Source organism: Streptomyces sp. CNQ085 (genome assembly GCF_022614595.1).
Classification (GTDB): Bacteria; Actinomycetota; Actinomycetes; order Streptomycetales; family Streptomycetaceae; genus Streptomyces.
Window position 1 is genome coordinate 1016 of sequence record NZ_JAJFAU010000094.1, and the last position, 18253, is coordinate 19268.

General features: G+C 70.8%; 16 protein-coding genes and 2 pseudogenes. 9 read left to right on the plus strand and 9 right to left on the minus strand.

All coding sequences use genetic code 11. The features are described from left to right. Nucleotides 1–171 precede the first annotated feature (171 nt). Together LJ221_RS16110 and LJ221_RS16115 are read right to left on the minus strand one after the other, a co-directional pair. Entirely contained in the window at nt 172–402 is a 231-nt protein-coding gene (locus LJ221_RS16110; RefSeq protein WP_241717427.1) for a hypothetical protein, read from the minus strand. 29 nt (nt 403–431) lie between these two features. Continuing rightward, a pseudogene (locus LJ221_RS16115) lies at nt 432–1748 on the minus strand (IS256 family transposase). A gap of 672 nt (nt 1749–2420) precedes the next feature. Between LJ221_RS16115 and LJ221_RS16120 the strand changes: the two are divergent. The 5 genes and pseudogenes from LJ221_RS16120 (at nt 2421) to LJ221_RS16140 (ending at nt 6862) form a co-directional block, all read left to right on the plus strand. Then, complete coding sequence (locus tag LJ221_RS16120; protein ID WP_241717428.1) at nt 2421–3095, plus strand: ScbR family autoregulator-binding transcription factor; 675 nt, start codon at nt 2421–2423, stop codon at nt 3093–3095. Between the two features lie 245 nt (nt 3096–3340). Continuing rightward, nucleotides 3341–3838, plus strand: a pseudogene (locus LJ221_RS16125) (transposase). 161 nt (nt 3839–3999) lie between these two features. Next, on the plus strand, nt 4000–4653 hold the full coding sequence (locus LJ221_RS16130) for a ScbR family autoregulator-binding transcription factor (protein WP_241717429.1): 654 nt from the start codon (nt 4000–4002) through the stop codon (nt 4651–4653). Between the two features lie 252 nt (nt 4654–4905). Next, nucleotides 4906–5847 (plus strand): ScbA/BarX family gamma-butyrolactone biosynthesis protein, encoded by a 942-nt coding sequence (locus tag LJ221_RS16135; RefSeq protein WP_241717430.1) that lies wholly within the window; start codon nt 4906–4908, stop codon nt 5845–5847. Nucleotides 5848–5908: 61 nt separating this feature from the next. Beyond that, complete coding sequence (locus LJ221_RS16140; protein WP_241717431.1) at nt 5909–6862, plus strand: NAD(P)-dependent oxidoreductase; 954 nt, start codon at nt 5909–5911, stop codon at nt 6860–6862. 49 nt (nt 6863–6911) lie between these two features. Here LJ221_RS16140 and LJ221_RS16145 read toward each other — a convergent pair whose 3' ends face one another. Then, complete coding sequence (locus tag LJ221_RS16145) at nt 6912–7868, minus strand: DsbA family oxidoreductase (RefSeq protein WP_241717432.1); 957 nt, start codon at nt 7866–7868, stop codon at nt 6912–6914. Between the two features lie 512 nt (nt 7869–8380). On the opposite strand from LJ221_RS16145, the gene LJ221_RS16150 reads away from it, so the two are divergent. Next, nucleotides 8381–9523, plus strand: coding sequence for an LLM class flavin-dependent oxidoreductase (locus tag LJ221_RS16150; protein WP_241717433.1), 1143 nt, complete (start codon nt 8381–8383; stop codon nt 9521–9523). Nucleotides 9524–9695: 172 nt separating this feature from the next. Here the strand turns inward: LJ221_RS16150 and asnB are convergent, their stop codons facing one another. Continuing rightward, nucleotides 9696–11543 (minus strand): asparagine synthase (glutamine-hydrolyzing), encoded by a 1848-nt coding sequence (asnB, locus tag LJ221_RS16155; protein WP_241717434.1) that lies wholly within the window; start codon nt 11541–11543, stop codon nt 9696–9698. 324 nt (nt 11544–11867) lie between these two features. Here asnB and LJ221_RS16160 point away from each other — a divergent pair, with 324 nt between their 5' ends. After that, nucleotides 11868–13091, plus strand: a complete 1224-nt coding sequence (locus tag LJ221_RS16160; protein ID WP_241717435.1) for an MFS transporter — start codon at nt 11868–11870, stop codon at nt 13089–13091. Between the two features lie 105 nt (nt 13092–13196). On the opposite strand, the gene LJ221_RS16165 is transcribed toward LJ221_RS16160, so the two are convergent. Next, nucleotides 13197–14222 carry an IS630 family transposase gene (locus LJ221_RS16165; protein ID WP_308314796.1) on the minus strand — a complete coding sequence of 342 codons (1026 nt, stop codon included), beginning with the start codon at nt 14220–14222 and terminating at the stop codon, nt 13197–13199. 337 nt (nt 14223–14559) lie between these two features. Between LJ221_RS16165 and LJ221_RS16170 the strand changes: the two genes are divergently transcribed. Next, nucleotides 14560–15225, plus strand: a complete 666-nt coding sequence (locus LJ221_RS16170) for a response regulator transcription factor (RefSeq protein WP_241717437.1) — start codon at nt 14560–14562, stop codon at nt 15223–15225. A gap of 28 nt (nt 15226–15253) precedes the next feature. Here LJ221_RS16170 and LJ221_RS16175 read toward each other — a convergent pair whose 3' ends face one another. The 3 genes from LJ221_RS16175 to LJ221_RS16185 all read right to left on the minus strand — a co-directional run bounded on the left by LJ221_RS16175 (nt 15254) and on the right by LJ221_RS16185 (nt 17049). Further along, on the minus strand, nt 15254–16024 hold the full coding sequence (locus tag LJ221_RS16175) for a 4'-phosphopantetheinyl transferase superfamily protein (RefSeq protein WP_241717438.1): 771 nt from the start codon (nt 16022–16024) through the stop codon (nt 15254–15256). Between the two features lie 108 nt (nt 16025–16132). After that, entirely contained in the window at nt 16133–16588 is a 456-nt protein-coding gene (locus tag LJ221_RS16180; RefSeq protein ID WP_241717439.1) for a MaoC/PaaZ C-terminal domain-containing protein, read from the minus strand. Next, nucleotides 16585–17049 carry a MaoC family dehydratase N-terminal domain-containing protein gene (locus tag LJ221_RS16185; RefSeq protein ID WP_241717440.1) on the minus strand — a complete coding sequence of 155 codons (465 nt, stop codon included), beginning with the start codon at nt 17047–17049 and terminating at the stop codon, nt 16585–16587. The genes LJ221_RS16180 and LJ221_RS16185 overlap by 4 nt, the downstream gene beginning before the upstream one ends. Nucleotides 17050–17452: 403 nt before the next feature. On the opposite strand from LJ221_RS16185, the gene LJ221_RS16190 reads away from it, so the two are divergent. Further along, nucleotides 17453–18073, plus strand: coding sequence for a TetR/AcrR family transcriptional regulator (locus LJ221_RS16190; protein ID WP_241717441.1), 621 nt, complete (start codon nt 17453–17455; stop codon nt 18071–18073). Here the strand turns inward: LJ221_RS16190 and LJ221_RS16195 are convergent. Then, a partial coding sequence (locus LJ221_RS16195) for an alpha-isopropylmalate synthase regulatory domain-containing protein (RefSeq protein ID WP_302852016.1) occupies nt 18001–18253 on the minus strand: 253 nt, incomplete at its 5' end. The two genes, LJ221_RS16190 and LJ221_RS16195, sit on opposite strands and share 73 nt — an antisense overlap.

The following is an 18253-nucleotide window of genomic DNA, read 5'->3' on the forward strand; positions in this document are numbered from 1 at the left end:
GGCCCGCACGCGTGAAGCGATGCGGGCCGGGCCCACCGTGCGAAGGCACCCCTGGTCCGCGGTCTGACCGACCACCCCGGCAGCATCCGCTTTGCTCCTGGGCCGCCCCTTGTCCGGCCGGTTTGCCCGTGGCCGAGGGCACCTTCGGCGCGCCGCCGTACCGGGGGTGGTTCACCGGCGGGCGCCGGGTGTTGGGCCGGGGCCGGCCTCGGGCCGGTGGTGCTCGTCTGGGTGGTGTGGGTGTGGTGCGCGGCCGGGCTCGTGGGGTGGGTGCTGCCGCATCCGCCGGCGTGCCTGGTCGCCGACCGTGGTGAACGCCTGGCCGATCTGGTGGAGGAGGTCGGTGGTGAGGTGGAGGGCTTCCAGGTCGGTGCGCAGGGTGTCCAGGTCGGGGTCTGTCAAACGAGCGGTGTAAACAAGGTTGTTGAGGGTTACTGACGGGCTGCCGACAGACGGCCGTCGAAGGTGATGTCGAAGGCATTCAGGGCGGTCTTCCAGCGCATGGTCCAGCGGGCCTGGCCCTTGCCGGTGGGGTCCAGCGACATGATGGCCAGACGCACTTCAACGCGGCCTGCTCGTTCGGGAAGTGGCCGCGGGCCTTGACCGCTCGCCGGATCCTGGCGTTCACCGACTCGATGGCGTTGGTGGTGCAGACGATGCGGCGGATCTCGGTGTCGAACCGGAGAAACGGGGTGAACTCTCCCCCAGACTCCGTCCGGGGGCACCCCCACCCACGCGTTCTCCCAGAGCCGGACGATCGCCGGATACTTCTTGCCCCACGCGTCGGCGAACTCGGCGAACCGCTCGAGTGCGGCTTCCTCGGTCGCCGCGGTGTAGACCGGCTTGAGAAGCTTGGCGATCTTGTCCCAGTCCTGGCGGGCGGCGTAGCGGAAGGAGTTCCGCAGCAGGTGGACCACGCAGGTCTGGACGGTCGTTCGCGGCCAGACGGTCTCCACGGCCTCGGGCAGGCCCTTGAGCCCGTCGCAGACGAGCATGAGGACGTCGTTCACGCCGCGGTTCTTGAGCTCGGTGAGAATGTGCATCCAGTGCTTGGCGCCCTCTCCACCGTCGCCGGCCCACAGGCCCAGGATGTCCCGCCGGCCCTCGACGGTGACGGCCAGGGCCACATAGATCGGCCGGTTGGCCACGGCACCGTCGCGGATCTTGACGTGGCTCGCGTCGATGAAGACCACCGGATAGACGGCGTCCAGGGGCCGGTTCTGCCACTCGGCCATGCCGTCCATGACCTTGTCGGTGATCGTGGAGATCGTCTGCCGGGAGACGTCGGCGCCATAGACCTCGGCCAGATGGGCCTGGACCTCACCGGTCGTCAGACCTTTCGCGGACAGAGAGATCACCATCTCGTCCACGCCGGTCAGGCGCTTCTGCCTCTTCTTGACGATCTTCGGCTTGAAGCTGCCCTCGCGGTCGCGGGGCACGGCTGTCTCCACCGGGCCGACGTCCGTCAGCACGGTCTTGGCCCGGGTGCCGTTGCGGCTGTTGCCGCCGTTCTTCCCGGCCGGGTCGTGCTTGCCATAGCCGAGGTGGTCGGTGATCTCGCCTTCGAGAGCGGACTCCAGCAGCCGCTTGGTCAACTGCTGGAACAGCCCGCCCTCGCCGGTCAGCTGCAGGCCCTCGGCCTGAGCGCGGCCCACCAGCTCGTCGATCAGCTGGTTGTCCACACCCCTCGCCGACTGCGGCTCGACGGCCTTGACGGTCTCGGTCTCGGTCTCGTTCTCACTGGTCATCGATGCATCTTCCTTGCTCAGGAGTTACACCGAACGTTTTACAGTCCCAAATCCTGGCGCACCCTGGGCACCTGACCTCGGAAACTCCAAGATCCCCGACAGAGTCAAGCTCATACCCGCGGCAGAGCACCGACGGCAGCAGAGTCCAGGCGCGGGTCCGGTCCGCGGTGTGTCTCTGCGGCGCTGGCCGAAGCCCGCCGCCACCTCGCCCCGGTGCTGCGCGGTCGGTGCCGCGTTCCGGGCCGGGCGAGGCGATTGTGGAGCCGCGCTGGCCGGAGCGGTTTGCTGTTCTTGCTTGGTGCCCACGGGGGGCGTGGGCACCAGGAAGCGAGGTCTCTGTCGTCCCAGAGCCCGTGGAGGCGATCACGTACCTGCATCGCCGTGGTGCCGCTGGGGTTGCCGCCCGCGCCATCCGGGCTGTGAGCTGGGGGACTACCGCACCGGGCCGGGGACGAACGGACACTGATCACCTCAGGAGGACGGAACTACGCAGGACCGTCCGGAGTTTTCCAAGCGCCATCAGCCTTCGTCCCGAGAATTCCAAGATCCCTGACAGAGTCGCTCAGTGATCGGACTTCCGGTATGTTTCAGGAAACCCAAGCAGCAGGGAAGCGTTGGCGGGTATTGCCTCGCGCGGGCGGCAGCCTCAGCGGGGGGTGAGGGAGGTGGCAGATGCCGGCGGAACGCGCAGCAGTGAAGCAGGACCGCGCGATCCGTACGCGCCGTGCGATCCTCGAGGCTGCGGCGATCGTGTTTGAGGAACATGGCTACGAAGCCGCCAAGCTCTCCGAGATCATCAGCCGTGCCCGGGTGACCAAGGGGGCGTTGTACTTCCACTTCGCGTCGAAGGAGGAACTGGCTCTGGCGGTGATCAGCGCCCAGTTCGAGAACGCGCCGACGTATCCGTCCCGGTCCCCCAAACTGCAGGAGCTGGTGGACTACGGGATGACCCTCGCCTACCGGTTGGTCCACGACCCGCTGCTGCGGGGCAGTGTCCGTCTCACTCTTGACCGCGGCGGGTGGAGGCTCAACCGCAGCGGCCCCTACCTGGGCTGGAGTGACCTGGTCACCCGGTTGCTCAGGGAGGCGAGAGGCCAGGGGGAGCTCCTGCCGCACGTTGTTCCGGAGGACACCGCGGCCATCTTCGTGGGGGCGTACACCGGAGTCAACATGATGTCCCAGTCGGTCGGCAGCTTCGACCGGCTGGAGCAGCAGGTTTCCTCCCTGTACAGGCACCTGATGCCGGGGATCGCGGTACCCGGGGTCCTGGCCGTGCTGGACATGGCCCCGGGGCGCGGCGCCTGCGTGATGGCCGAGGTCGAGCGGACCGCCGCGGAAGCTGAGTAGCCTCCGTTACCTTCTTCGTGGTCTCGCAAGGAGGCTCCCGGCCTTCGGCCCCGGTATGACTTGAGCCCCCAGTCGAGATGATCGAAAAGGTGGTGTCGCCGGTGTCGGAGGCATTGGCAGGCCGCTGATTAGAGGCACGAGCGCCGATCCCTCAACCGGGTACGGCAGTCTCTTCGTAACGTGGATGCCGGCACGCTGATGCCGCAGGTGAGGCCAGGGAACAGGCGAGGGCGGGAGCGACGGTCGTGACGGATGAATCTGGTGTCGGCGTCTATCTGGGGCTGGATGTCGGCAAGGGCGAACATCACGCCGTCGCCGTCAACCGTGCTGGGAAGAAGGTGTTCGACAAGCCGTTGCCCAACAGCGAGCCGAGGCTGCGGGAACTGTTCGACTAGCTGCAGGCCAAGCACGGGACCGTGCTGATGGTCGTCGACCAGCCGGCTTCCATCGGAGCTCTGCCCCTGGCAGTCGCCCGGGGTGCGGGCTGCCAGGTCGCCTACCTGCCCGGGCTGACCATGCGGCGGATCGCCGATCTTTACCCTGGTGAGGCCAAGACCGATGCCCGTGACGCGTTCGCCTCGCTCTCCCAGCCTGAGTCCCGCGCCTACTACGACCGGAAACGCTGCGAGGGCAAACACCACGTCGCGGCCCTCATCACACTCGCCCGACGCCGCATCGACGTCCTCTTCGAGATGCTTCGCGACGGCACCTTCTACCAGTCACCCACCCCGGCTACAGCTTGACGAAGCCCATAGAGGCACTTTTTAGCCCGGGCCGTGCGTACAGGGTGCTGGCCACCGGGCGCCACCACACCGCACAGGGCCGCCCTCCAGGGTTCACCATCTCGACAGAAACCAGGAAGATGGTTTTTTATTGAATGGTGGGCTCCCTGTGAGGTTGACTGATGGTGAAGCAGGAGCGCTCGAAGCGCACTCTGGAGCAGTTGGTGCGGGCCGCGGCCGAGGAGTTCGAGCGGCACGGCTTCGCTGGCGCCACCCTGTTGCGTATCAGCGGTTCCGCGGGTGTCACCAAAGGGGCCCTCTTCTTCCACTTCGCGACCAAGGACGAACTGGCCGACGCGGTCCGGCAGCGGTGCGTGGACGACCTGGACTCCCTGGTGGAGGAGCTGCGCGGCGCGGGGCGTTCTCCGCTGCAGATCCTGGTCGACCTGACGTACCGACTCGGTCTGCTCCTGCGTGAGGACCCCTTCGCCCGCGCCGGGGTGCGCCTGGCGCACGAGCGGCGCGGGGCCGGTGCGGTGCCGCCAGACTTCCACGAGCTCTGGCTCGGCCGGGTCTGGGGATTGCTGGACGAGGCCCGTGGGCGAGGCGAGCTCTCCCGTACCGTCACCGACGACCTGGCCCGGTCCGCGGTGACGGCGGTGGTGTCGGGAGTGGAGACGCTGGCCTGGATGGGGAAGCCCTACCCGCAGGCGGAGCGGTGGTTGAGCGGCCTGTGGGGACTCCTGCTGCCCCTTCTGGTGTCCCCGGGGAGTCTCCGGGCCCTCCGGGCGGCGGCTCCGGACACTGAAGAGACGCGGACCTCCGGAACCGGCTGAAAGTGTGCGCTGGAGCGGCCTCAAGGCGTCCGTGTGGAGCCGCCGTGAGCCCCGCTGACCTTCTGCTTCTCCCCTCGGTCGGCCGGGCGGCCCGTACGATCCGCGCATGCTGGGAACGCTTTCGGGTCAACCCGCTCCGGAACTGAGAAAAAAACCAGGCGGCTAGTACGATTGAGGATCGTGAATCAGGGGAGTTAGCGGTCTCTCGCCGGTTGGCGTCTGTCCGGCATCACGACTTCAGAGGGGGCATGCATGCGCGCGTTCACCAAAGCAGACTCTCCGGTATCTACTTCCGCTGTCGCAGGGCCCGAACTGTTCGAACAGACCGTCCCCCGGCGGCTGGTGCATCGCGCCGCCGTCTCGGAAGTGCTGATCACAGGTGCGCGGCGCGCCGGTGGCGTCCACCAGGTGGGAGCGCAGTGGTCGAGGGGGCACAGCTACTACAGCCCGGTGTCGGGACGCTGGCACGATCCGATGCTGCTCGCGGAAACGATTCGCCAGGCCGGCATCCTCCTCGGCCATGAAGTGCTGGACGTTCCGCTCGGCCACTGCTTCCTCAGCAAGCACGCCTCCTTCGAGATGTCCGAGGATGGGGCGCGGCTGGACGACAGGCCGGCGGAGATCGTCCTCATGGTCAGGGTTCACGACGTCACGCGCAGAGGAAGGTCCGTCAGTTACGAGTACGAGGTGGAGTGCCACAGGGACGGCCGACATATCGGCTCGGGCCGGATGGGTGGGTCCTGTGTGCCGCAGGCACTGTACCGGAGGCTGCGCGGCGACCGGGTCGGCGCGGTCCTGCCGAAGGCCGCGGCCGACCCGGTCGTGCCGGAACTGGTCGGCCGGGCGGACGAGGCCGACGTGGTACTGGGCGAGACCGGGGTCGCAGGGGTGTGGACGCTGCGCGCCGAGCCCGATCACCCCGTGCTCTTCGACCACCCGGTCGACCACATACCCGGCATGGTCGTGATGGAGGCCGGGCGGCAGGCCGCGCTCGCGGCCCTCGGGCAGCCCGGAGGCTTGCTGGTGGGGTGCGCGGGGGAGTTCGAGCAGTACGTCGAGTTCGATCCTCTCTGCCTGGTCTCGGCGGACGTCGTGGGCCGTGACGCCCGGGGGCGGGACCGCGTCAGGGTCTCGTTCCACCAGGGCGGTGCCCTGGCGGCCCGTTGCGATATCGACATCCTGCCGACGGCCTGAGATGCGGCGGGCGGCGACCACGGTGCCCCGCACTACGGAACGCGCCGACACGGTGCTCCTCGTGGGCGGGACCGGATTCATCGGCGGAGCCGTCGTGCGTGCGCTGTCGGCGGGCCCGGACGGCGACGGCCTCCGGCCGCGGCTGCGGCTGCTTTCGCGGCGGGGGGCCGGGGGAGCGGAAACCGCCGGGGTGGAGTACTTCACCGGCGACCTCACCGGCCCCGCGTCCCTACGAGGATGCTGCGACGGTGTGTCCACCGTGCTGCACCTAGTCAGTCACCTGGGGCGCGACCCGCGGCTGTGTACCGCCGTCAACGACCACGGCACCCGCGCTCTCCTGGCGGAGGCCGAACGTGCGGGCACCGATCGGATCGTCTACATGAGCACGGCCTCGGTATACGGAGTGGGGCCGCACAGGGGGGAGGCGGAGGGGGACCTGCCGCTGGCGCCCGTCTCCGCGGCGAGCGCGTCGCGGAGACGGGCGGAGGAGGCCGTGCGGAAGGCGGGAGGGATCGTGCTGCGCCCTAACCTTGTCTACGGCCGGGGCGATCGGTGGTTCGTCCCGGCACTCGCACGAGTGCTCGGCCGGGTCCCGGTGTGGCCGTCGGCGCCCGCCAACCGACTGTCCCTGATAGCGGTTGACGACCTGGCCCGTGTCGTCGACGCGCTGGCGCGCTCCCCGTGGCCGCCGGGGCTCGGGCCGGTCCACCACGTCAACCATCCCGAGCCCCTGCCGGCGCGGACGCTGGTGCGCGCCGTCTGCCGGGCGCTCGGCCTGCCCCTGTCCGAAGAGGAGATGTCGGCCCGCGAGCACACGGCACGCATCGAGCGGGAGTGTCCCGAGCTCACCCGGCACCAGCGCATGCTCCTCACCGAGGACCACTGGTGCGAGAGCGGCCGGATCTGGGAGCGCTTGGGGCTGGGCCCCGGGCCGGGCTTCCCCGAACGCTTCGCCACCGCCGCTCCCTGGTACCGAGGGCAGCGAGCGGAGTACTCCGGGCCGTGTATGGCCTGACCCCGCCCCGCTCCTTCCGCCGGGGCCGGCGCCCGCCGGGCCCGGGTCTTCAGCCGTCCGCGGCGGCCGCCAGCCGCAGGTGGGGGCGGGCCTCCTCGTCGCGGCCCCGGCGCTCCAGGGTGCGTCCGTACAGCATTCGTGCGTACAGGTCGCCCGGGAACTCCTCGACCAGTGATTCCAGAACGGCTTCGGCCCGCTTCAGCTGGGCGGAGGCGAAGTAGGCCCGGGCGGCCAGCAGCCGGACCCCGCGATCCTCGCCGAACTCCTCCAGCAGCGGACGGAGCATCACCAGGGCTCCCAGCGGGTCGCGCTGGTCCATGAGCGACTCGGCCCACCGCATCCGCTCGACCTCGGCGGGGGCGGAGCGCTCGCGCCCGCCGCCGCGCAGGAAGTCCGCGATCGCCTCCGGCGGCTGGGCGCCCGCCAGCGCCCGGCCGCCCACGACGAGGGTGGGCGAGGTGCGCACCCCCCGGGCCCTGCCCTGGAGCAGCAGTTCGCGTACGAGGGTCTCGCCCGCGCCGCCCTCCAGCAGCCTCGCACCGAGGGGGAACCCGGCCGCCGCGGCCACCTCGCCGAGGACCGCCCGGTCGCCGATGTCCAGGCCCTCGACGAAGTTCGCCCGCAGCACGCCCTCGGCCACGGCGTCCTGCACGGGCGGGCCGCCGTGCTCGTGGGCCAGGGCGATCAGCCGGTGGGCGTCGTGGCTGCTGACACGCCATTTGGAACCCCAGGTCGGACCCAGGCCCTCGCGGGCGGCCACCTGTGAGATCCGCACCCGGTTCCGCTCCGGGGACAGTCCCGGCGCGCAGGCGCGCAGCGCCTCGTCCATGAGGGGGTCGCGCAGCGCCTCCTCCAGTGGAACGGCCCGGGCCGGAGCGGTCGGGTCGATCCGGAAGGGCCGCCAGACGACCTCCGCGTCGCTCCGGCCGGCCAACGCCCGCTCCAGGCGCCGCTTGCCGATGTACGCCCACGCGCAGACGACGTCTGCCCAGATCTCGATTCGCATGCCGCAAGACTAAACGACGCAAGTCATCTAAACAACATATGTTGTGCATAGAGTCTCGGCGGCCCGACCGGCGACGCCGGCGGCTCCACACCGCCGTTCCGGAAGGGCCGCGCCGGGGGAAGCCCCGTGCGGGCTGCCCGACCGGCCGCACCGAGGCTCGCGGGCCCCCACCGTCTTCCAGCCTCGATGGGCATTGCCGGGTACCGCGGGCACCGGCGATCGTTTTGGCCGGCACATCAGGCCGGGCCCGACACCCGCCGGTGGCCACCGGGCCCACGAGGACACCGGTGGCCGTATCACCCGCGGGTGACGCAGGGAGCCGACCGTACCGGGGCACCACCCGGCGCCATCGGCTCCACCGATGGGCGGGTGCCGCGCGGCGCGACCCGCCGACGCGTCGCCCGCTCCTGTCCTCGGGCGCCCCCGCCTTTCCGGATCGACCGCCGGAGTCCCCGAGGACCCGGACAAGGTGGTCCGCCTCGCTGATTCCGTCACCTCCGAGGGAGACACACATGACCATCTCAACGATCGGCTTCGGGGCGTTCATCTCTCCGCTGCACCCGCTGGGCGAGGCTCCCGACCTGCAGATGTGGCGCGACCTCCAGCTCATCTCGTGGCTCGACGAACTGGGACTGGAGGAGGTGTGGGTGGGGGAGCACCACTCCGGAGGCTGGGGGACCGTCAGCTCGCCGGAAATCTTCCTCGCGGCGGCCGCCGAGCGCACCCGCCGCATACGGCTCGGCACCGGAGTAGTGAGCCTGCCCTACCACCACCCCTTCCACGCTGCCTCGCGCATCGTCCAGCTCGACCACATGACGCGGGGGCGGGTCATGTTCGGCATCGGCGCGGGCTCCTCGCCGGCGGACGCCCACATGCTGGGCGTCGAGGCCGTGGACACACGGCGGATGGCGGCCGAGGCGCTGGAGGTGATCGATCCCCTGCTGCGCGGCGAGGCGGTGACTCGGTCGACGGACTGGTTCACCCTGCGCGACGCCCGGCTGCACCTGGCCCCGTACTCCGGCGACCTGGAACTCGCGGTCTCCAGCGCTTCCTCCCCGTCGGGCATGCGCCTGGCGGGCCGGTACGGACTCAGCCCGCTGTCCTTCGGCGCGCCAGTGCCTGGCGCGCCGGCGATCGACCTGGCAGGGCAGTGGGCGCACGCGGAACAGGAAGCCGCCGAGCACGGCCGGACCATGGACCGCAGCCGCTGGAGGATCGTCTTGCCGGTGCACGTCGCCGAGACCACCAAGCAGGCCTACGCCGACGTCCGCGAGGGTTTCCGGCGCTTCGCCTACGGCTACTTCAGGGACACACTCGGTCTGCCGGTGGAGTTCCCGGGGGTGCCCGCGGGCGAGGAGGTGGAGGCCATGGTGGAGGCGGGGGCCGCGCTCATCGGTTCCGTCGAGGACTGCGTTGAGGCCGTCGAGCGCCTGGCGGAGCGGACCGGAGGGTTCGGTCGGCTCCTCGTGGCCGTGAACGACTGGGCGTCCCGCGGGGCGACCCTGCACAGCTTCGAACTGCTCACCCGCTTCGTCGCCCCCCACTTCAACGGCCGCGCCCGCAGCCTCCACGAGTCCAACCGCTGGGTACGGGAGAACCGGTCCGTGTTCATGGACAAGGCCGCCGAGGCCTTCCGCCGCGCGACCTCGGCCTGAACCGCGCGGGACACGCCTCCGGCGGACGGAGACCCTTTCCCGCCCCCTGCGAAAAGCGCCGGTTCTCCGGACCACGGCTGGTCCGGGGAACCGGCCTCGCACGGAGGTCCGGGCCGAGCTCCGGCGCTCGCCCGGGGAGTGCTGAAGCTTCGGCCCGCTGCGGCCGAACGGGTCAGGCCAGGGTGATGTCCGGACTGTACAGATCGATCCACGCCGACAACTCCAGCACCCGCTCCAGGCCGTGCCGCACGGAGATGCTCATGGTCCCCGGATCGCCACCGACGGCCCCGGCCAGCCATTCCCTGCTGACCAGGCCGAACAGCGTGTCATCCGCGTCGGCCAGCACCTGCTTGGCCTGCTGCTGCAACTCCTGCTGGTAGAAAGGGTCCTGGGTCGAGGGGTAGGGGCTCTTCCTGCGGTCGGCCACCGACGCCGGAAGCAGATCCCGTACGGCTGCCCGCAACAGGCTCTTCTCCCGGCCGTCGAACGTCTTCATGCTCCAGGGGGTGTTGAAGACGTACTCGGTGAGGCGGTGGTCGCAGAACGGTACCCGGACCTCCAGACCCGTGGCCATGCTCATCCGGTCCTTCCGCTCCAGCAGGGAGGGCATCCACCGGGTGAGGTTGAGATAGCCGATGCGCCGCATCCGCAGCTCCAGACCCTCCTCGCCCGGCAGGCGGGGGACCTCGGCGACGGCCTCGGAGTACCGCTGGCGCGCGTACTCGGCCAGGCCCAGACGCTGCCGGACCTCAGGGCGCAGCAGCTTGAGGGCCTCCTGCTCGGCGTCCCCGAAGACGGCCGTCCAGGGGAAAGTCTCAGCTCGCTGGGCGGCCGGGTCGTGGAACCACAGGTACCCGCCGAACAGTTCGTCGGCCGCCTCGCCGGACAGCGCGACCGTCGACTCCCGGCTGACCGCACGGAAGAGCAGGTGCAGAGAGAGGTCCATGTCACCGTGGACCCCGGGGAGATCCCGCGCGCGCACGGTGCGGCGCCGCACCTGCGGGGCCGCCATGTCGCGGGAGTCGAGCACGATGTCGTGGTGATCGGTGCCGACGTGGGTGACCACATCCCGGATGTAGGGGGCGTCGGGGGTTTCACGCAGCCGGGTTGCCCGGAAGGTCTCGGCACCGTTCGCGAAGTCGACGGCGAACGTGCGCACCGGCGAGTCGTCCCGCCCGCGGCGGAGCCCGGCGGCGGCCAGAGCCGTCAGGGCGCTTGAGTCGAGGCCGCCGGAGAGCAGCACGCAGCGAGGGACGTCCGAGACCATCTGCCGGGCCGCGATGTCCTCCAGCAGCTCGCGGATCCGTGTCGTCGTCGCGGTCAGGCCGTCGGTGTGCGCCCGCGCTTCCAGACGCCAGTACGTGCGCTCGCGAACACCGTTGCGGTCCACGGCGACCACGGTGCCCGGGCGCACTTCCCGCATCCCCCGCCACACCGCGTGGCCCGGGGTGCGTGTGAAGGAGAACATCTCCCGCAGCCCCTCACCGTCGACCCTGCGGTCCCCCTCCGGATGGGCGAGGACGGCCTTCGGCTCGGAACCGAACAGCACACCGTCGGGCAGGGGCTGGTAGAAAAGGGGCTTCACGCCGGCGCGGTCGCGCACCAGGAGCATCCGCTCCGAGCGGGAGTCCCAGACGGCGAAGGCGAACATGCCGTTCAGCTTTTCGACGAATTCATCGCCCCACTCGATGTATGCGCGCAGCACCACCTCCGTGTCGCTACGGGTCGTGAATTCGTGCCCCTTGGCCGTCAGGGACCCACGCAGTTCTTGGAAGTTGTAGACCTCGCCGCTGTAGGTGATGACGATCTCCGCGCCGCCCACCGCCGTGGACATGGGCTGGCGCCCGCCCTCCAGGTCGATGATCGCCAGCCGGCTGTGGCCGACCGCCGCGTGGCGCGAGGTCCAGACGCCGCTGGCGTCCGGGCCGCGACAGGACATGGTCGCCGTCATGGCGTCCAGGACGTCCTGGCGGGCTGTCAGCTCACGGTCGAACGAAACCCATCCGGTTATACCGCACATGAATTCCCCTTCTCCTCCGGTTCCGAAGGCGAGCAGTGTTTTCCCGGACCCTAGGCGGTTTCCAGGGGGATCAACGGCTTCCGGTGACCTGTCCGAACGGGGAGGGGCGCAGGGGCCTGCGGGCATCGTTCGTCCAGCCCGCCCGGGCGTTCCGGAACGGGTCCTCGAGTGGGATCTTCGCCGGGGCTGTCGTGCCGTGCGGTGTGGCGCGGCGAAACCTAAACAACACACGTTGCATAGACATCTTATGTTGGATACCGTGAGTCGTCGGCAGTCGGCCCTCGTCGGCCGAACCGCCCCCGGACGCAACGAGAGGCAGAACTCATGGGACCGTGGCTTGTACCGCTGGTGCTGGCGATCTTCACCTTCGGCACGGCCGACTTCGTCGTCGCGGGCATCCTGCGCGAACTGGCAGAGGGGATCGGTAGAAGCGAGTCGGTCACCGGCCAACTGGTGACCGTCTACTCGATCGTGTACGCGGTCTCCGCGCCGGTGGCGGCAGTGCTGACCTCCCGAGTGCCCCGGCGCAGGCTTGCCGTCTACGGCATGGCCTTGTTCATCGCGGGCAACGCGGTGGCGGCCGTGACCACCTCCTACGAGGTCCTGCTCGTCTCCCGGGTGGCCAGCGCGATGGCGGCTGCCGCGGTCACTCCGATGTGCTTCGCCGCAGCGGGCACCGTACCGCCCGAGGGGCAGCGGGGCCGGGTGCTCGGCGTCCTCAGCGGCGGCATCATGCTGGCGCAGCTGCTCGGGGTTCCGCTCGGCACCTGGTTCGGGAGCATGTGGGGCTGGCAGGCGGCATTCTGGATGTGCGTCGGGCTCGGCGCCCTGGTGCTCGCCAGCATGCTGGCACTGCTGCCCGAGCTGGAACTGCCGCCGACCGCGGGGCTGCGCGAGCGGCTCGCGCCGGTCACACGGGGACCGGTACTGCGTGGGCTGAGCGCGATGATGGTGCTCTCGGCGGGCAGCATGATGATGATGACCTACATCGCCCCGATCAGTTCGGCAGCGGGTGGTGTGGGCACCGGCGGCATCGCGGTGCTCTTCGTGTTCGCGGGTCTCGCCGGCGTGGTAGCCACCCAGGTCGGCGGTGTGGCCAGCGACAAGCTGGGCCCCCTGCGCACCGTGGCCATTGGAGCCGGGGTCCTGGTCGCGGTCATGGCCGCGCTGTCCGCCATGGTGATCTGGGGGTCCACCCCGTTCTGGATGCTCGTGGTCCTGGTGATGTTCATGGCATTCGCCATCGGCATGCTCAACCCCCCGCTCGCCGCCTGGCTGTTGGGCCGGGCCGGGAGGTCGGGCAACGAGGTGATGGCGCTCAACGCCAGTGCGATGTATCTGGGCACCTCCCTGGGCGGAGTGCTCGGCGGCCTGCTGCTCTCCCTGTACGGCCCGGCGTCCCTGCCCCTGCTCGCGGTGGGGGAGACGGTGCTGGTGGTGCTGCTGGTCGTCACGGCGGGCGGACGTTCGCCCAGGGGCGGGAGCGGGAGCGCTCCGGGCGGTCCGTCGCAGGCGCAGGTAGCGCCGCGGACCTCCCAGGCCGCCTGAACGGGCGCCCGGACGCCTGCCGATCGCCCGCCGGGGTGGACCGCACAGCCGTGCGGTCCACCCCGGCGGGCGCTTCACGTTATTGAGCCGGAACTGTTCAGTTGCCTACATGGTCGTGTAGCGGACGTGGCGGGCGTGGAAGTAGCCGCGGACGATGCGGGGTTGGCGCTGGCGGCGCCACAGGAAGCGGCGGGTCTCGCCGGCGAGGTCATCCGCCGAGCGGGCGCGGGAGGCGTGGACGTGCCGCTTGATATCGGCGTTCAGCAGCTCGTCGGGGTTGAGTTCGGGACTGTAGCCGGGCATCAGGTGCAGTTCGATTCGCTCGCTGTTCTCGGCGAGCCAGGCGGTCACGGCCCTGGAGCGGTGGACCGGGTGCCGGTCGGCGATCACATGCACCTTCCGCCCGGCCTGGCGGGCCAGCCGGTCCAGGAAGGCGGTGAACACCTTCGCGGTGAAGCGGCCGGTGAAGACGGTGAACCACAGCGCGCCGCGCGAGGCGATCGCGGACAGGACGTTGATCCTCAGCCGGCGGCCGGTGACTCTCACCACCGGGGTGCGGCCCTTCGGCGCCCAGGAACGGCCCGGCGGGACGGCGTCCGAGCGCAGCCCGCACTGGTCGGCCCAGGCCACCACCGCCTTCTCCGCCCTCGCGCGGGCGGCGATGGCCGGGTACTCCTCCTCCAGCCACGCGCGCACCTTGTCCTCCTGCTGCTGGTAGGCGCGGCGGGCCGGGCGCTGCGGGGCGAAGCCATGCCGGCGCAGCCACTTGCCCACGCCCCGCTCGGTCATCACCACCCCGGTCACCATCCGGACCAGCTCCCGCACCGCAACCCGGGTCCACAACGGGCCGCCGATCAGCAGCTCCCCGGGCGAGTAGTCCGCCATCGCCCGGAACAGCACACCGCGTTCCTCCGCGCTGATCAGCTCCTCCGGCCCCGGACGCCGGGACCGCCGCACCGCCAGAGCCTCCCGCCCACCGGCCCGGTAAGCCCGCCACCAGGTGCCCACCGACCGCTCCGAGACGCCGAACACCTCGGCCGCCTGCCGGTAGGTACGCACCGCACCGGACTCCAGCGCGGCCACCACCCGCAGTCGCACCACTTCCCGCCCCGCAGGCGTCAACCGCCGCACATCTCCAACCTCGACCACACCCGATCAACGAACAAGCAACCCAACAGTTCCGGCTCAATAGAAACATCCCTCCAGGTATCCAGGTGAAGCCGCCAATGCCACCGCGGAGAGGGAATATATATATATTTCGGGGTTATTGACCTTTTCGAGGCGAGGGCGGGCGCGGGAAACTCTTGAAAAAACCCACCGGTCGGTTTTATGCTCCTCTGGCGGGAACGAATGTTCTCCCAGTTCCCGGTTCGCCGGTCCCGCCCGCAGTCGGGCGGGACCTCCCGTTCGTGCTCCCTGGTCCTCGCCGGCCAGGGCTGCCACCGCCCGAAGAGGGGAAGACGAGAACATGGACAGAAGCGGCGGAACCGGTCCGCGCGTCAGCGTGGTGCTGGAGGACGTGGTTCAGCGGTACGGCATCGAGGCCATGATCCGCCTGACCGTGACCGACGCACCGGTGCACTGCTTCGCGACGGGGGAGGAGGCCGTGGCGAACCTCCCCGCAGCCTCACCGGATCTGCTGATACTCGCGGCGGGGGAGGCGGACCGGAACTGGCCCGCCGGAGCCGTCGAGAAGCTGAGCGGCCGGGGCACCCGGTTCCTCATCCTGGTGGAAGGCTCCGACGAGCAGGACGTGGCCCGGGCCGCGCGTCTGTGCGGGCAGGGCTATGTGGACCGCCAGGACCTCAACACCCGGAGCCTCACGGGAGCCGTCACCGATGTCCTCCAGGGAAAGCTGTACGTCTCCGTGACCCTCGCCAGGTCCCTGCTCGGCAGGGCGGGGAAGACGCGCCCAGCCCTGCCGGATATGCGCGGGGCCGCCCTGACGCCGCGTGAACTCCAGGTTCTGGACCTGTTGGCCAAAGGGCTGAGCAACAAGCAGGTGGCACGCCGCCTGGCCATCTCGGAACACGGGGTCAAGCGGCTGGTGAGCAACGTCCTGGCCAAGCTCAACTGCCCTAACCGCACGATGGCGGTGGTGCGGGCGATGGAAGAGGGATTACTGGTGTCCTGAGCCGGGGTGAGCCGGGTCCGGGCCCGGCTCACCCCGGAAGGGCCGCCGGTACGGCGAGCGCCGACAGGAAGTCAGGCCCCGCGGGCAGGTCCCACACGAACCAGGCGGCCGGCCCCGAGGGCGCTCCCTGGTGTTGCACCAGCGCGACCGGCAGGTCCGTGCGTACCTGGACGCGGCGCAGGTCGGTCGCCACCCCGATGCCGCTGGCCTTGACCACCGCCTCCTTCCTGGTCCAGTGGCGGGTGAACTCTGCCGCCCTCGCATCCGCCGGCCTCGCCGCCAGGCGTGCGAGCTCGGGCGTGCTGAGCACCGCCTCGAACAGACCCGGCGCGTACCGTGGGCGCAGCCGCTCGATGTCGGCACCGACCGCCGCGCCCTCCGCCACGGCGCACAGCCAGTACGGGCCGGAACGGGACAAGCTCAACTGCAGAGACGTTTCGGGAGCGGTGATCACGGGCTTGCCGTGGGCGGTTTCACCACAACCGGGACAGGGGCTGCGCCCGAACTCCACCCGTTCGGGCGCCGTGCCCAGCAGGAGTCCCACCCGGTGGCGCATCGACGCGTGGGCACCCGCGTACCAGGCGGCCGCGGCCGGGTCCCGGAAGGAGTGGAAGCGCTCCAGCTCCCTGCCCGAGAGGACCCGCAGGTCCTCCGGCGCGGCCGTGCCCGGCGACCGCCCCCGCCAGGCACGCACCCGTACACCGCCGACGACGAGTTCCCACGGACCGTCAGCGGACTCGGCGTCGGCCGTGGCCACGACCGTGTCCCCGGCCTCCCGCCGGGCATCGACAGAACGCATGGCCGTCAGAGACCTGTGGCCGGCGAACAGCACCGCCCGGCGCCCGGACGTGGCCTGCCGCGAAGAGGCCCCACCGGCCACAGCAGCCGCCCCGAACAGCGGCGCACATCAGCCTCTTCCACCGGTACCCCCTTCGGAACAGTACGGGTCCACAGCGACGACCGCCCGGCCGCGGACGGCCGCCATGCCGTCCCCGCGGCGAGCAAAGAGCCGGAGGTACGCGTGCCACTCGCCGGACGCCTCCCGCACCTCGGCCACCGTGCCGCCGCAGGTGAGGCTGTCGCCGACCGGTACGGGCGCCACGAAGGCCGCGCGCAGGGAGCGGAGCCGCTCCGAGGGGGCCCAGGACGTCACCAGACGGCCCAGCCAGGCCATGGTGAGCATGCCGTGCGCGATGACGTCCGGCATCCCGGCCGCCCGCGCGGCGGCGGGGTCCAGGTGGATGGGGTTGGTGTCACCGGAGGCGCGGGCGAACTGCAGGACCGCTTCCGGGGTGACCTCGGCCAAGACAAGCACGGGCAGTTCGGTTCCGGGGCGGGCGGTGAAGGGTGGCCGGGCGGTCATGCCGCCTCCTCCCCGGCGCGGCTGGAACGTACGGCGATCAGTTGGCGCAGCACGGCGACCGGCTCCCCGTCGGACCGGTCGACTGCGGTCCGCCGCTGGACGAACCGCATGGCGCCGCGGCGGGCCACCGGAGGGGGGACGAACCGGGGCCGGAAGACCAGTGTCTCCCCCGCGTGGGGCGATGAGCCGTACGCGAACTCCTGCTCCACGTGCAGGCAGGAAGCGGGGTCCAGGCCGGCCTCGCCCAGCAGCCGGAAGACCCTGCCGTGCTCCAGGTCGAGGCCGAACAGGTAGGTCGGCGGTGCCACGAGGTCCGGATGCCCGGCTGCACGGGCCGCCTCGACGTCGTGGTGCACCGCGTCGGTGGCACCGACCGCGGTGGCGAACCGCCGGATCGCCCCCCGGTCGAGGCGCACCCGGTAGGACGGCAGAGCGCCGGCCAGTCCCTCGACGACGGTCATCGATTCCTCACCCTCTCCTTCTCCGGTTGTCTTGCGGAAAAGTCACCTCGCGCGGAACCGGCCACGGCACCTGCCGGGGCGCGGGCTCCTGCGGCCAACCATCCCGGGCCGCCCCGAGCTGGGCAACGCCGCCCAGCCTGGCGGATCGTCACACCACAGGAGCAGGGCGGACGGCGGCTGCCCGAAAGGGCCGGCCGAGTGCGCCACCTCGGTCTCCCGCGCGGCGGAGCCGGGCCGGTACCTGGGACGACCGGGGCCGTCCGCTGCCGCTGCCGTCCCGGTGCGCCTCCGGTGCCTGACTGCCCGGCCCCGGCCCGGTTTCAGGCCGGAGGAACGCACCCGACAGTTGGACGACGCCAGTCGCTTAGTCGGCACATGTTGTCCAAGGGGTACACTGGCGGACATGCCGAAGCAGAGGACCCTCCCCGCCGACCGTGTGGACCCTCGTGTACTGCGGACCCGCGCCCTGCTCCGGGAGGCGGCGCTGGCGATCGCTGCGGAACGGGACGTCGAATCCATGACCATCGCCGACATCGCCGAACGCGCCACCGTCAACCGCGCGACCGTCTACCAGCACTACCGCGACCGGGACGCCCTGCTCCTGGACGCCATGGAGGAGGAGGTCGGCCGGCTCGCCCGCGCGGCCGCCCGGTGCCCGCTCACACACCCGGCGCAGCGCACCCCGGACGAACTGGTCGATCTGTTCCGCCACGTGGGGACGAACGCGACCCTGTACCGGCGGATGCTCGGCCCCGGCGGGTCCGCGCGCTTCGTCAATCGGCTCAGGGAACTGCTGGCCGAGGAGGTGTCGGCGCAGCTGGCGGGGGAGAGCGGCGGCAGTGACGGAAGAGAGCCCGCGCCTTTCCCGGAACTGCGCGCCCACTACCTCGCCGGCGCGTTCGTCGGGGTCTTCACCCAATGGGTCTCCATGTCCGGCGGGCCCACGGCGGATCAGGCCGCCAGGGAGGTGTGGAGGCTTCTGCGCGGAGCGTCCCCCGACCGCGAGGACACGGATCTGCCGTAAGCGCGGTTGACGGCGGAGACGATCGCCCTCAGGGAGGCGCGGGTGGTGTTGGGGCCGATGCCGATGCCCCACAGCACCTTGCCGTCGATGGCGCACTCGATGTACGAGGCGGCCCGCGCGGAGGCGCCCTCGCTCATGGTGTGCTCGGTGTAGTCCAGCAGCCGGGCGTCGATGCCGATG